The 13,898-nt window shown below is 38.7% G+C and carries 12 protein-coding genes; 2 read left to right on the forward strand and 10 right to left on the reverse strand.

Annotated features, from left to right (window positions below):
* Window positions 1-10: 10 nt before the first annotated feature.
* Both D8M04_RS06965 and D8M04_RS06970 read right to left on the reverse strand, forming a co-directional pair.
* Entirely contained in the window at window positions 11-754 is a 744-nt protein-coding gene (locus D8M04_RS06965; protein ID WP_121522183.1) for a sulfite exporter TauE/SafE family protein, read from the reverse strand.
* Between the two features lie 14 nt (window positions 755-768).
* On the reverse strand, window positions 769-1,563 hold the full coding sequence (locus D8M04_RS06970; RefSeq protein ID WP_121522392.1) for an ABC transporter ATP-binding protein: 795 nt from the start codon (window positions 1,561-1,563) through the stop codon (window positions 769-771).
* Window positions 1,564-1,753: 190 nt separating this feature from the next.
* Between D8M04_RS06970 and D8M04_RS06975 the strand changes: the two genes are divergently transcribed.
* Window positions 1,754-2,206, forward strand: coding sequence for an Hsp20/alpha crystallin family protein (locus D8M04_RS06975; protein ID WP_246001142.1), 453 nt, complete (start codon window positions 1,754-1,756; stop codon window positions 2,204-2,206).
* Between the two features lie 214 nt (window positions 2,207-2,420).
* Here the strand turns inward: D8M04_RS06975 and D8M04_RS06980 are convergent, their stop codons facing one another.
* The 7 genes from D8M04_RS06980 to larE form a co-directional block, all read right to left on the reverse strand.
* Window positions 2,421-4,160: a phospho-sugar mutase gene (locus D8M04_RS06980; RefSeq protein ID WP_121522184.1), complete on the reverse strand. Its 1,740-nt coding sequence runs from the start codon at window positions 4,158-4,160 to the stop codon at window positions 2,421-2,423.
* A 271-nt stretch (window positions 4,161-4,431) separates the two neighbouring features.
* Window positions 4,432-5,223, reverse strand: a complete 792-nt coding sequence (gene motB / locus D8M04_RS06985; protein ID WP_121522185.1) for a flagellar motor protein MotB — start codon at window positions 5,221-5,223, stop codon at window positions 4,432-4,434.
* A complete protein-coding gene (gene motA / locus D8M04_RS06990) occupies window positions 5,210-6,001 on the reverse strand; it encodes a flagellar motor stator protein MotA (protein WP_121522186.1) in 792 nt (263 codons plus the stop codon). Before motA ends, motB begins: the two co-directional genes overlap by 14 nt.
* A 285-nt stretch (window positions 6,002-6,286) precedes the next feature.
* Entirely contained in the window at window positions 6,287-6,763 is a 477-nt protein-coding gene (gene larC2, locus D8M04_RS06995) for a nickel pincer cofactor biosynthesis protein LarC2 (RefSeq protein ID WP_121522187.1), read from the reverse strand.
* Between the two features lie 18 nt (window positions 6,764-6,781).
* Entirely contained in the window at window positions 6,782-7,525 is a 744-nt protein-coding gene (larB, locus tag D8M04_RS07000; protein WP_121522188.1) for a nickel pincer cofactor biosynthesis protein LarB, read from the reverse strand.
* Window positions 7,526-7,540: 15 nt separating this feature from the next.
* Window positions 7,541-8,572 (reverse strand): nickel pincer cofactor biosynthesis protein LarC, encoded by a 1,032-nt coding sequence (gene larC / locus D8M04_RS07005; protein ID WP_121522189.1) that lies wholly within the window; start codon window positions 8,570-8,572, stop codon window positions 7,541-7,543.
* A gap of 148 nt (window positions 8,573-8,720) precedes the next feature.
* Window positions 8,721-9,560, reverse strand: a complete 840-nt coding sequence (gene larE / locus D8M04_RS07010) for an ATP-dependent sacrificial sulfur transferase LarE (protein WP_121522190.1) — start codon at window positions 9,558-9,560, stop codon at window positions 8,721-8,723.
* Between the two features lie 241 nt (window positions 9,561-9,801).
* On the opposite strand from larE, the gene D8M04_RS07015 reads away from it, so the two are divergent.
* Window positions 9,802-10,965 (forward strand): SEC-C metal-binding domain-containing protein, encoded by a 1,164-nt coding sequence (locus D8M04_RS07015; RefSeq protein WP_121522191.1) that lies wholly within the window; start codon window positions 9,802-9,804, stop codon window positions 10,963-10,965.
* Window positions 10,966-11,090: 125 nt separating this feature from the next.
* Here the strand turns inward: D8M04_RS07015 and D8M04_RS07020 are convergent, their stop codons facing one another.
* Window positions 11,091-13,847 carry a UPF0182 family membrane protein gene (locus D8M04_RS07020; protein ID WP_121522192.1) on the reverse strand — a complete coding sequence of 919 codons (2,757 nt, stop codon included), beginning with the start codon at window positions 13,845-13,847 and terminating at the stop codon, window positions 11,091-11,093.
* Window positions 13,848-13,898: the final 51 nt, after the last annotated feature.

Here is a 13,898-nt window from a genome sequence, read left to right on the forward strand (position 1 = left end):
AATACCCTTTCTATAACAATAAGTTTATCCCACCGATTGCGGCTAAACCTAAAATAAGTATCTGAAATATTTTCTGAGGAATAGCTGGTAGTATTTTAACACCAAGAAGTGCCCCAAGTAATATCGGAATAATCAACATAGAGTTGAACGCAAGTGATTTCCCTGTAATTAAACCCAACTGCATATATAATGGAAATTTAATTGCATTTACGGTAAGGAAGAACCACGCACTCGTTCCAACAAACTCCTTCTTTGGCAGCCCTTTTACAAGTAAATAAATAGACATAATTCCACCAGCTGCATTTCCAATCATCGTAGTAAAGCCACCTAATGTTCCCATTGATGATGTAAACCAACGTGAATCCGGTAGAAGCTCATTGAATCTTTCACCAAATTTACTGCGAATAGCATGTAATCCAATCATCGTTAATACAATTACACCAATGAGAGGCTCTAATTGTTTACTATCGATGGCAATTAATACCATATAACCAAATGCTATCCCTAAAAGCGACCAAGGAATAAGCGACAATAAATGCTTCCATACGACACTTCTTCGATAATAGATAATGGCAAATAAATCACCAACCAGTAACATTGGCAGTAAAATTCCCACCGACTCTTTTGCAGGAAACACAATCATCATTAGCGTAACGACAAATATGATCAGGTTAGGAAGTCCTGCCTTAGAGAAACCAATTGCTATGGCACTAATCGTAACAATCGTCCAGTCAAGTACAGTTAAGTCAAACATATGTATACCTCTTCTTATTTTCTAGTCATCCACGCTCTGCCTTCTCGCCATTCTATGGAGACAGGAATGGAGAAAAATGTGGAAAGCTTATTTTCTGTTATCACACTTCTTGTTTCACCTTCTGCAAACACCTGGCCATCTCGCAGCATTAGTGTATGCGAGAAGATTGGCAGAATTTCTTCCATATGATGAGTGACAAAAAGAATCGTAGGAGCATGTTCCGCCTCAGCCATCTTTTCAATGGACATTAATAAATCTTCACGAGCTAGAAAATCTAATCCAGTTGTGGGTTCATCTAAAATAAGCAATAATGGATTTGCCATTAAACCCCTGGCAATTAGAATTTTTTGCTTCTCTCCTTGTGAACAGGTTCTATAGCTTCTTCCTTTCAAATGGCTGAAGCCCAACTGTTCCATCAAGGTTTCGGCTTGCTCTATATCAGTTTTATCAGGTGTATCATAAAGTCCGATAGATGCATATTTGCCACTCAATACCACATCCTCAACGAGGCTCGTTTCTTTTATTCGTTCTTGTAAGGAAGAGCTTACCCAACCAATGGACTTCCTTAATAAACGTAAATCTGTTTTTCCAAATGGCTGATTCAGAACAGAAATATTACCTGTAGTTGGCCAGAGATAGCCATTAATCAGATTCAAAAGCGTTGTTTTACCAGAGCCATTTAAACCGAGAATCGCCCAGTGCTCCCCCTTATTTACTTGCCAATTAATATCCGAGAGTATTCTTATCCCATCCCGCTTCCAGCTCACTTTTTGTAATTCTAATACCTCTTTTTCTCTATACTGTAACATGTTTGTCATTCCTTTCACCTCAATCCCTGTACTTCTTACATATTTCGACCTTTCATCGTCTTTTTCCTGCTTTTCATTCATAGCCAGCAACTTATTACCTTTATAGAATGATAAATAATCCCTAACGTTTGCTGCGCGTTTTGCATACTCTAGCTATATAAAAAACTATTCACAAAGGAGATTGTCATCCGTGAGTCCGAAAAAACGAAACTTTCCTGATGGGTTTGATATTAACATGCAGCCGCTTCATGACTTTATGAAGAGAATGGATAACGCATTTAACGATTCCTTTAAACATCTTCAGCATCATTTTCATACAAAGCCTTTCCGGGTGGAGATGGAAGAAAAGGACCATGCTTATATAGTAAAAGCAGAGTTACCAGGATATTCTCGTGAACAAGTTAAGCTTGAAATAATCGGAAATCAAATTCGAATAGCAGCAAAAGACTCCAGCTCATTAGAAGGCAAAGATGAAAAGAATAACCAGTACACAAAGCAGGAATCATATGAGATAAGAGAAAGATATATAACCTTACCAATGACCATTCCTGAAGACAAAACGACAGCGACCTTTAGACATGGGTTGTTAAAAATAACTATTCCTAAAGAGGAAGAAAATAGGAAAAATATTGTGATTGAGTAACAATGAACAATGATTTGTTACGGATAAGCGCTATTTAGTAAAAGAACTGCTTAGGGTTAGTTTAGTTTCATGAAGAGTTACATTGACTTTAGGTAGTGCGAGTTTTTCATTTGGAGGGACTAAGTTTCTAAGGGTACTAGTTTTTACTTCTCAGGGGTAAATTTTCGAAGTTGAAAAAGCAGTTAGCTGGAAATTCCAGTCTAACTGCTTTTGCTTATTTTATTTCTTCATTCACTCTAGCCATCACTGCAGTACGAAGGTCTTCTAATTTTTTCTCGCTCGCTTCCAAGGAATCCGCCTTCACACCAAAGTAAAATTTAATCTTCGGCTCTGTACCAGAAGGACGCAAACAGAACCATGAACCATCCTCTAAAATATATTTTAATACATTAGATTTAGGCAAGATAATAGCTTCTTCTCGGGCTTCAGACACAAAGACACGTTTACTAGATTGATAGTCCTCTGTGCTTACAATTGCTTGTCCATCCATTTCTTTCGGAGGATTGCTTCGGAAAGCAGCAAGGATGCTATTAATTTGCTGTGCACCATCTTTCCCTTTTAAGGTGAGCGATTCTAGTCCTTCTTTGTAGTAACCATATTGCTCAAAGACGTCTAATAAGCCTTCATAGACGGTCATCCCTTTGGATTTATAATATGCTCCTACTTCCGCAGCTAGCATACAAGCCTGAACTGCATCCTTGTCGCGGACAAAGTCCCCCACAAGATAGCCATAGCTTTCTTCGTAACCGAATAAGAAAGTCTTCTCACCAGTACGCTCAAATTCATTCATCTTCTCTCCAATGAATTTAAAGCCTGTAAGTGTATCGATGGTTTCTAATCCATTTGCAGCTGCAATATCGCGCCCAATTTCGGATGTTACAATCGTTTTTAATACCGTTGCATTTTCGGCAAGCTCACCGCGTGCTTTCTTCTCTGTAATTAAATAATGAAGTAGCAATGCACCTACCTGGTTACCTGTCAGCACTTGATATTTCCCTTCACTGTTACGTACAGCTACACCGACACGGTCTGTATCGGGGTCCGTCCCAAGCAGCATATCAGCATTATAGTCTTCCCCATATTGAATCGCTAATTGGAATGCTGCATGCTCTTCTGGGTTTGGCGAAGTAACCGTAGAAAAATTAGAATCAGGGAGCTCTTGCTCTTTCACCACTTGCACATGCTTAAATCCAAGTTGTTCCAAACCTTTTCGGACAGGGCGGTTTCCTGTTCCATGTAAAGGCGTATATACAATTTTAAAATCATCCGCCATGTTTTTTATGATATCTGGATTTACAGTAATCGTTTGAAGCTGTTTTAAATAAGCATTATCAACCGTTTCACCAATGATGCTAAGTAAGCCATCTTCTTTTAGCTTGTCTTCATCTGCTACTTCTACAGTCAGCTCATTTTCTACTGCATTTACTTTAGCAATGATTTCCTCAGCAATGGCGGGTGTTACTTGCGCACCATCTTCTCCATATACCTTGTAACCATTATATTCTGGAGGATTATGGCTTGCAGTGATTACAATTCCGCTGTATGCATGCAAATAACGTACGGCAAATGATAGTTCAGGAGTGGAACGCAGTGATTCAAAAACATATGTTTGGATTCCATGCTGTCCTAATGTTTTTGCAGCTTCCATGGCAAACTCAGGAGATTTAAAGCGTGAATCATAAGCAATTACAACACCTCTATTTTTCGCTTCTTCTCCATGGTCTTCTATGTATTGTGCTAAACCTTCTGAAGCTCGACGGATCGTATAAATATTCATTCGATTCGTACCAGGTCCTAATTCCCCACGTATTCCACCTGTACCAAATTCAAGCGTTTTGTAAAAACAATCCTCCAGCTGTTTTGGATCGTTCTCCATTTTTGCTAATTGTACTTTTAATTCTTCATTTAATGTTTCATGTTCCATCCATCTCTTATAATCAGTTTCCCAAGACAAAAAGACTCCCCCTATACAAGTGTAGTTAGCAATATACGGCTTCATTATACCCCTTCACCACTGGAAATCAAAGAGGATTTGGGATTTAACTTTCTACAATATTTACCATCTTGCGAGAAAATAGGACAACAAAATATTTCTCGGGCAATAATTCGACATATATCGAGGTAATTGTAACTTTTTGTTTTTGCAGTCCTGGATTCTATGTTTTAAATAAAAGTTACCTGCCCCTAATAAAGTCACCTGTTCATATTTGATTTAGAGGATCTTTTTATTGTTCCTCCAAATGAATTTCGTAATGCGGCATAATCAAGACTTCAACTCGTCTATTCTTTGCCCGATTCTCTTCGCTTGTATTTGGCTCAAGTGGTTTATATTCTCCATACCCCTTGGCACTGAAATGTATTGGATTTAAATTCTTATTTTCAAGGACTAAAGCCATAAAATTAAGTGCTCTATTTACACTAAGCTCCCAGTTTGAACTGTATTCTGAATTAGAGATAGGAACATCATCCGCATGTCCGCTAACGACAATTTGGTGCGGAGGGTCAGTCACAAGCAAATTCGAAACCTCCCTGGCTATTTCAGCGCCCTCTTGTTTCACTTCTGCACTACCCATATCAAAAAACACATCATTTACGATCCGGACCATTAATCCTTCCTCTGTTAATTCAGTATCTAACTGTTCCGTTAAATTTTCTTTGCTAATATATCCATTAATATTGCTTTGGATTTGCTTTAAATTGTTTAATTCTTTTACGCTGTTTTGTTGTTGTTCTTTGTTTGTTTCTTCATTTTCTTCTAGTTCTTCTTCTTTTTCTTCGTTTTCTTCCTCCGCTGGAGGGCTTTCTACTGGAGATGGATTCTGTTCAAGGATACTATTTCCACCTGTTCCAAATTCCGAACGAAATACATTTGAAAGCTCCTCATATTTTTGAGAGTTAATATCACTCATGGCAAATAATACGATAAACAAAGCCACAAGCAGGGTAAGCATATCTGAATAGGGAAGCAGCCAGGATTCATCAATATGTGATTTTTTCTTTTTTTTATTCCTGCGCATCGTAATCCCCCTGTTTTAGTTTCTCAAATTCTTTGGTCGTTAGAAATGAGCCTAGTTTCTCCTGGATCATGCTAGTAGAATTTCCGCTGGTAATCGAAAGAATTCCTTCTATAATCAGTTCTTTCTGCTGTATTTCTTTTTTAGACTTCTCTCGTAATTTATTTGCAAATGGATGCCACAATACATATCCAGAGAAAATACCAAATAGAGTAGCAACAAAAGCTGCAGAGATAGCATGACCTAATGCATCTATATTAGACATATCCGCCAAGGCAGCAATTAGTCCAATTACAGCTCCTAATACACCCAGCGTTGGTGCATAGGTTCCTGCTTGGGTAAAAATAGACGCACCTTCTTCATGCCTTTCCTCCATCGCTTCAATCTTTTGCAACATCACTTCTTTAATATAGTCAGGCGACTGTCCATCCACAACCATCTGAAGGCCTGCTGCCAAGAAAGGATCTTTGACATCACTAATCTCTCCTTCTAAGGAGAGAATTCCTTCTCTTCGCGTTAATTCTGTCCATCTGCTAAACAGATGGATCAATTCCTTATTATCTGTTACAGACTTATTTGAAAATAAAATCTTAAACAATGCGGGCAGTTTTTTTAATGTACTGCCTGGAAAAGCAATGGAAACTGCAGCTGCTGTCCCAACAAAAATAATCAATAATGCAGCAGGATTAATAAGTGATGCCAAACTAGCTCCTTTTAAAATCATTCCTACTACAATAGCAATAAAGCCTAAAATCAAACCTATTAACGTCGTAATATCCATGATTGACCTCCTGAACCTTGAATAAGGAACCTTTATGTATAGAAGATTTAAACTTGCTCAATAAATATATCGGATTGTAATCAAACAAAATGAAGTAAACAACTGAATTTCTCTAAGTTATCTGGAAGACAGACAACCAGAAATTTTGTTTTCAAGGCTGGAAGACTGTGGAACTTAAAATAACAAGCATTGACTTAACTTAATAATGCTTTTTTTGCCATTGACATAATTACTTCTCTACCCAAAAAAAGTGCTGGAATGAATCATCTTCATTCCAGCACCTTATCAACTATTACTTTTATTCATATTTTTCCATACTTCCTGATAGACTTGTTTTAATGGAATACCGTTTGCTTCAGCAATTTGTTTACAGTCTTCATACTCTGGCGATCTTTGAAAAACTTCTCCCTTGTTTATTCCAAGTTTGACGGTTACGGTCCCCCAGATGGTTTCCACCTTTTCAAAACGCCGTTCCATTCGATGAACAGTAATTGGGTAATAACGAATCCCCAAAGTTGTTGTCTCATCTAGGAGAATTTTTTTCATAGAATCCAGTGACTGTTTGGAACACAGTAATTGAAGCAAAACACCTGGACGGTTTTTCTTCATGAAAATCGGGGTATAAAATACATCATTTGCTCCAGCATTAAAGAGCTTGTCCATTACATATCCAAGCCATTCGCCAGATATATCATCCAAATTCACTTCCATCTTCACCATTTCACTATCGATATGCTCGTTATTTGGCGGGTGTTCCTTCATTCTAGATTTGCCCCCTTACTACTTGATTCCTTTTGCCAAGCGGTCGATAAGAACCGCGCTATAGGCGCCACCGAATCCATTATCAATGTTGACAACACTTATCCCGCTTGCACAGGAATTGAGCATGGTTAATAATGCTGATAAACCATGAAAATTTGCTCCGTAGCCAATGCTAGTCGGTACTGCTATAACAGGATGAGAAACGAGACCACCGACAACACTCGGAAGCGCTCCTTCCATTCCCGCAACTACTACTGAAGCGGTTGCCTGCTGAATCACAGGTGCTTGGTCTAATAAGCGATGGATCCCTGCAACTCCAACATCGTAAATACGTTTCACATTACTCCCGAGCACTTCTGCTGTAATTGCTGCTTCCTCTGCGACACGTAAATCAGATGTACCAGCACAAACAATGGCAATATAATTATCTGACACTGTCTGTTTCTTTTCTGCTTTCCAATACATAATCTCTGCCACCTTGGCATATGTAAGCTCAGGATGTACTCGCAGGATTTGATTAGCTTTTTCCTCAGAAAGTCTTGTGATTAGTACATCGCTTTGCCTTGCTTTCATTGCTTCTAAAATGGTGATAATCTGTTCTGCTGTCTTGCCTTCACCAAAAATGATTTCCGGAAACCCTTGTCTTTTTTGGCGATGATGATCGACCTTAGCGAATCCTAGATCCTCGTAGGTTGCCAGGAGTTTCTTTGCCTCATCTATACTCATCGTTCCGTCCTGAACTTTTCTTAATATATCTTCCATTGACCTATCAACTCCTCACTGTTCTCCTATAACAACGCGCAGTACGTTCGGATGATTCGGGAATGTCTTCGTTCCTGCACCATAACCAACATTTATTACTTTCATGGATGGGAAGGAGGAGAACTCCTCAGCTAAAACCGCTGCAATCGCCGCCCCTGTTGGAGTCGTTAATTCTGTTCTTAGCTCACTCTTAGCAACAGGAACACCACGTAAGATTTCCAATGTTGCAGGGGCCGGTACCGGATAAACTCCATGGTCAATGTGAATGTGGCCAGATCCTGTAGGTACAGGTGCAGAGATGATTCTTTCGACACCCAGCTGATCAATTAATATCGCAGCTCCAACGATATCGATAATCGAATCCACGGCACCCACTTCATGAAAATGCACCTCTTCAAGCGGTACACCATGGATCTTCCCTTCTGCGATCCCTATTTTCTTAAACATTGCTAAAGCCAGTTCCTCTACTCGCTCTGAAAAATCCGCTGCCTTTATCATCTTCACAATATCACTGTATCCGCGATGGTGATGGTCCTGTGAATGACTATGGGTGTGATCATGCTCATGATCGTGTGAATGACTGTGGTCGTGTCCATGATCATGATCGTGTGAATGACTATGGCCGTGTCCATGATCATGATTATGCGAATGGCTATGGTCGTGTCCGTGTTCATGATCGTGTGAATGACTGTGGTCGTGTCCGTGTTCATGATCGAGTGAATGACTATGGTCGTGTCCGTGTTCATGATCGTGTGAATGACTGTGGTCGTGTCCGTGTTCATGATCATGTGAATGACTGTGGTCATGCCCATGATCATGGTCGTGTGAATGACTATGAACATTTTCCTCTGTTAAAACTACATCAAATTTTGTTCCTGTAATCCCATTTTTCACTATTTTTTTCGTATTAAGCTCATACTCATCTTCTATATTTAATTTTTTCAGTTCCTCCTGCAAATGGGTAAAATCAGCACCTGCGTCTAGTAGGGCACCGATTGTCATATCTCCACTTAGCCCAGAAAAACAATCCAAATATAATACTTTCATCGTTATTCTCCTTTGGTGTAATATGTAACCTATTATAAAATAAGCATTTCCTATCTCCTAGTAAAGGAAACTTTATTTCCGTTCCTTACGTAAAAAAGCAGTTTTCAATCTGCGGACAGATTAAAAACTGCTATATTATTTTGAGACATTAAGCGTTTGCTGCTAATTTCTCGGCAGCGTTTGCTTCAGGTAATACTTCATTCATGCTACCTGTACGATATCCGAGCAGATCAACAGATACATAGTCGAAACCAAGTGATACTAATTTATGTTGAATTTCTTCACGTTTCACTAATAAATCAGCGATTTTATCTGCTGCAACCTCGATACGTGCAACATTTTCATGGTAACGAACACGAACTTCGTCGAATCCAATACCTTTCAGATAAAGCTCAGCTTGATTTACTTGATTTACCTTTTGTTTAGAAAGCTTTGTTCCATATGGGAAACGAGATGCTAAACTACAAGAAGCTAGTTTGCTCCATACTGGCAGGCCAAGTTCCTTTGCAAGTGCACGCACTTCCGTTTTATAAAGGTTCGCTTCTTGAAGCACACTGCGAATGCCTTCTTCTGTTCTCGCTTTCAATCCTGGACGGAAATCTTCCTCATCATCCATGATCATTCCATCTAACACATAGTCGTAATTTAGCTCTTTTGCAAGTTTGTTTAAATGTGTATAAAGTAATTTTTTGCTATAGTACCAGCTATCTGGATTATTAGCGACGATATTTGCATCTTCTAATTCTTTAATTTCAGTTTTATATACGTTTACACCCATGTCTTCTGCTAATTGTACAGCTGCATCAAATTCTGAATCACGGAAAAGCTCAGAGTTAACTACAACCGCTAAAACATTATCGCCTAATTCCTGTTGTGCACGTTTTAAAACGACGGCACTGTCTACTCCTCCTGAGAACGCAACCATAACGCGGCCCATCTGTTTAAGAGTTTCCCCTAGACGGCGATTTTTCTCTTGTAATTCAACCATTCCATTCACCTCATTTTCCCTTTACGAGGGATATTTTCCTTCTATATTACTACATATAAAGATGATTAGAAATAATGTGCATTCCTACTTATCTTATTCACTATTCCTTCTAATTAAAACATTACTTTGTTTTTGTTTAGTTGTCAAACAAAATAAATCGATCTATAAAAGTGTTTTCATTTTATGACATTGCTAATTGTTTCAGATACAATGGAAACAGTTGAAAGGAGACTGGACTAACATGTATTTTCTAAATAAAGTGGAACCCTATATTTTAAGTGACGATATAACTATACGCGATTTTGCATTAGAAGCAATTGAAAATAGTTTCTTAGCAACAGAAGACACATTTATGCTTGCATTTCAAGCACTGGATAAGCTACCGCCTAATCAAATGTCAAATCCAATTATTCCATTTACCCGTAATGCACCCGTTACGGAAAAAGTGTTGCAAGAAGTCATTAGACGTTTGGAAAAGAAGGATTTAAATTTCCAATGGTATCTTTCAATTCTAGACTTTTGTCCAACTGCTTTACTGGTTAAATACGAGAAAGACTTAGAAAAATTTGTGGATCAGAAATTACTAAAGCACCGCACAAGACTTCACTCCCTTGATACAGAATCTCTTTTTATGGAAGCAGGGGAAGTCATGCATATCGTTGTGGAAAAAGATTTTGATATAAAAGCCTTTCAATATGGAAAACGGATTTTCCGAGAATTGATTGCTCGAGGAGAATATGATGAAAACCGGATATATGAGATTAAAAGTGTGATACAAAATGAATTAGAGGAAGACAATTTTACGATAGATGGAGTTTATAACGTCTTTCTTGCTGGAGAGCAGCGTGTCGAACAACTTGTGCCAATGATTGCAGGTCTCCTTGTTCGTATGGAGGAAGACATCCTTATTGAAGAAGTAGTCGATGCCTTAATTAAAATCGGTTCCGTCAGCGTTTTACACGAGCTGGAAAAATACATTGAAAATGAAGATACAGCCTTTGCAGCAATTGAGGTCATTGGCAATATTAAACACCCTATTGCAGAAGAAATACTATTGCGTTATTTTGACCAAGCAACAGACATAACGATTAAAACAGTTCTTGCAGAAGCGCTTTGTCTTCAACTTTCCAGTGTAGCCGTTCCAAAGATCGTCGAATTACTGGAAACTGGGTACGATGAAGAGCTACTTGATTTAACGGAATGTGTCTATCCAGTTTGCATTATCAATGATATGGATCATCCTAAACTTGATGAATGGAGAAAAGAATTGCAGCAATCTGAAGTATATTGGGAGCAATTTAAAAAAGAACACATTCTAAAAGAAGCAAAAGAACAAGGTGTTGGCCGAAATGATCCTTGTATTTGTGGAAGTGGCCGTAAATTTAAGAAGTGCTGTGGAGCTTAAGCTTTGCTTGGTACGAAATACTTTTCGAATTTAACATTTACTGTCCGCCTGCAAATAATACAGTCCAGATGCTCTCGAGCGTGACAGTAACAGAAAGGAGCGTGCCCAACAGCACGCTCCTTTTCTCATTCTAATATGGATTCAATTTCTGTCATCAAATCAGCCGCTTCCTGCCAATTTCCTTCTGCTAATGCATCTTGATAGGCAGTAAATAAATCAGAAAGCTCTTGCAATGTTTCGTCTGCATTTAATATTGGAGCGTTTTGATCAGTACTTTCCTCTGATTCCGGCGCTTCCTCTACGCCTTCTCCATCAGCAGGTGGCTCAGTTCGAGGCGCCACACCACTTTCAACAAGTCGAAGCAATTCTTCCAGGGCCTTCTCAAAATTAGCTTCCATGACAATATAATCATCATAGGCAAGTACCACTTGCTTCACTTCAGGCAGAGATGTTTCATTTGATGATTCAATATAAATTGGCTCTACATATAAAATGGTATCCTCTATCGGAATGGCTAGTAAATTTCCTCGGATAACCGATGAGCCACCTTGTGACCAAAGGTTTAGCTCTTGGGAAATTTCACTATCTTGATTTATTCGGTTCTCGATTTGCTGCGGCCCATAGACGTTTTCCTGTTTAGGGAATCGATATACAAATTTTTCACCGTAATTTTCACCGTCATTCCGTACACCAATCCATGCAATCATGTTTTGCCTGTTCCTTGGAGTGTATGGAAGCATCAAAATAAATTCTTCATCGACATCCTCTTCCAATTTCATTGTGATATAATACGGATTCATTTCAATATCTTCATCATAATAACGCTCCGTAGGGAATTGCCAGTAATCCTCGCGATTGTAGAATAATTCCAGATTCGTCATGTGATACGTTCCATACATTCTTGCTTCAATCTCAAATAACTGTTCTGGATAACGGAAGTGGGCACGCACATCATCCGGAATTTCTTCTGTGAATAATTCAGGAAACATATTTATGTACGTCTGTACAATCGGCTCCTCAGGGTCTGTTACATAGAACTGAACATCCCCATTGTAAGCATCGACAACTACCTTCACTGGATTCTTAATATAATTCTTTCGCCCCTCATAGCTCTCTGCATACGGATAGCCCTCTTCTATCACATATGCATCAAGCATCCAAGCTAAGCTCCCATCATCGCGGATGAATATATACGGATCATTGTCATATTCAAAAAATGGTGCGATCCGCTCTACCCGATCCATAATGTTTCTCGTTTGCAACAGCTGGCTATCACCGTTAACCTGTCCAGATACTAGAATTCGGAATGAACCCTCATCCAAGGCAAATAGAAGACGATTCAACCCATTTAACTGGATTCCTGCATCACTATCCTCATAGCGACTTGTCATATTCTCATCCCCAGCAGGATAGTCAAACTCATTCACTTCTGTATTGACAATAACACTATCATAATCCTCTTCACCGAAATAAATCTGTGGTCGATTTACATCGATGACCCCTTGAGGTGGAAGATTACGAACCAAATACTCTGGCTGCCCTTGTGAAGTAACATCATTCACCTGACTCATTGCAATTCCGTATCCGTGTGTATAACGGAGGTTCTGGTTTACCCAGGTCTGTGCTTGATCTGGCAGATCTTCGGTATTTAATTCTCTTGCACCGATAAATACCTGCTGATAATCTCCGTCAATTTTATAACGGTCGATATCAATATCATTAAATTGATAATATGTCCGGAATGTTTGCAGCTGATTATATATATCTAATAGTGGTCTTGAATCATTAATTCGGATATTTTCAACCGTTTCCGTGTTTCTTTCTAATAAATCTCCACTCAAAGAAGCCACATTACCAGGATGCTCTGTCTCTTGCATGTCCTCTAATTCATAGGCAGCTCTAGTATAATTTAAGTTATGCTCTAAATATGGAGCTTCTCTGTTAAATTCATTTGGAGAAACGACGAAATTCTGAACTACGATGGATGCTCCTTGTCCTAGAACCATTATTGCAAAATATACGATAACTGGTGTAAGTATCTTTCTCAAGTTTCCTTTTCGCAATGTAAGGATAATCCAAACCGCACCTATTAGTGCAACTGCTGCTAGAATTAATGAAACCGGAATGTTAATCATACGATCCGTATAACTTAAACCATGGACCACGCTCTCCTGAAACATATTTACTTGATTCGTAAGCATTGTTTCAAATGGAGCAAGTAAGTGCGAAGCCGCGACTAAAATACCTGTGATAAGTATAGTAATACCTAATTGCCACTGTGCCGTCTTACTCATCCGGTACATATGAAATACGGAATAAGCAAGAACTTCCATAATAAGAAGTAAAATACTAAAACTTAATAATAAATTAATGATAAATTGCAAAAACGGCAGAACATACATATAGAAAGAGATATCCATGTTGAAAAATGGATCACTTTCCCCAAAAGTGGCGAAATTCATCAGTTTTAATGCTGGTTCCCATCCAATCCCTTGGACGGTGACACTCCCAATCAGACCAACAAATAATGAAATCGCAGCCATTAGCAATCTTATTACCTTCTTTTGTTGCAAAAAAGGTGGTAATTGATGGGAATCAAAATGATTGTTGTAGGCTCGATAGATCCAAGATACGGTGATATACGTTATAATCGCGAATACAAGGAATCCAACCGTACCCAGTACTATCTTTGTAGTAAGAATTGTGGTAAAGACTGTTTCAAATTGAAGAGAATCCATCCAAATATAATCGGTTACCCACTTAATAGATAGAATTCCGAGTATAAATATCAGTAGAAGTGCTCCAACTATCCAACCCGTTCTTTTCCCCTGTTTCTTTAATCTTTCCATTTGCTGCTTATCAAAATGCCCTTTAAAGTCCATTACTTACCTCCTTTTTATTTCGTTCTTTCTCTATCAATCCCAATACTTCTA

The sequence above is a fragment of the Oceanobacillus piezotolerans genome (genome assembly GCF_003665065.1).
In the GTDB taxonomy this organism is placed as follows: Bacteria; Bacillota; Bacilli; order Bacillales; family Amphibacillaceae; genus Oceanobacillus; species Oceanobacillus piezotolerans.

Excerpts from the sequence above, each read along its gene's own strand:
- motB (WP_121522185.1), bottom strand. The coding sequence starts at position 5,223 with ATGCGCAGGAATAAAAAAAAGAAAAAATCACATATTGATGAATCCTGG.
- motA (WP_121522186.1), bottom strand. The coding sequence starts at position 6,001 with ATGGATATTACGACGTTAATAGGTTTGATTTTAGGCTTTATTGCTATT.
- larC (WP_121522189.1), bottom strand. The coding sequence starts at position 8,572 with ATGAAAGTATTATATTTGGATTGTTTTTCTGGGCTAAGTGGAGATATG.
- D8M04_RS06970 (WP_121522392.1), bottom strand. The coding sequence starts at position 1,563 with ATGTTACAGTATAGAGAAAAAGAGGTATTAGAATTACAAAAAGTGAGC.
- D8M04_RS06965 (WP_121522183.1), bottom strand. The coding sequence starts at position 754 with ATGTTTGACTTAACTGTACTTGACTGGACGATTGTTACGATTAGTGCC.
- larE (WP_121522190.1), bottom strand. The coding sequence starts at position 9,560 with ATGGTTGAATTACAAGAGAAAAATCGCCGTCTAGGGGAAACTCTTAAA.
- D8M04_RS07015 (WP_121522191.1), top strand. The coding sequence starts at position 9,802 with ATGTATTTTCTAAATAAAGTGGAACCCTATATTTTAAGTGACGATATA.
- larB (WP_121522188.1), bottom strand. The coding sequence starts at position 7,525 with ATGGAAGATATATTAAGAAAAGTTCAGGACGGAACGATGAGTATAGAT.
- larC2 (WP_121522187.1), bottom strand. The coding sequence starts at position 6,763 with ATGAAGGAACACCCGCCAAATAACGAGCATATCGATAGTGAAATGGTG.
- D8M04_RS07020 (WP_121522192.1), bottom strand. The coding sequence starts at position 13,847 with ATGGACTTTAAAGGGCATTTTGATAAGCAGCAAATGGAAAGATTAAAG.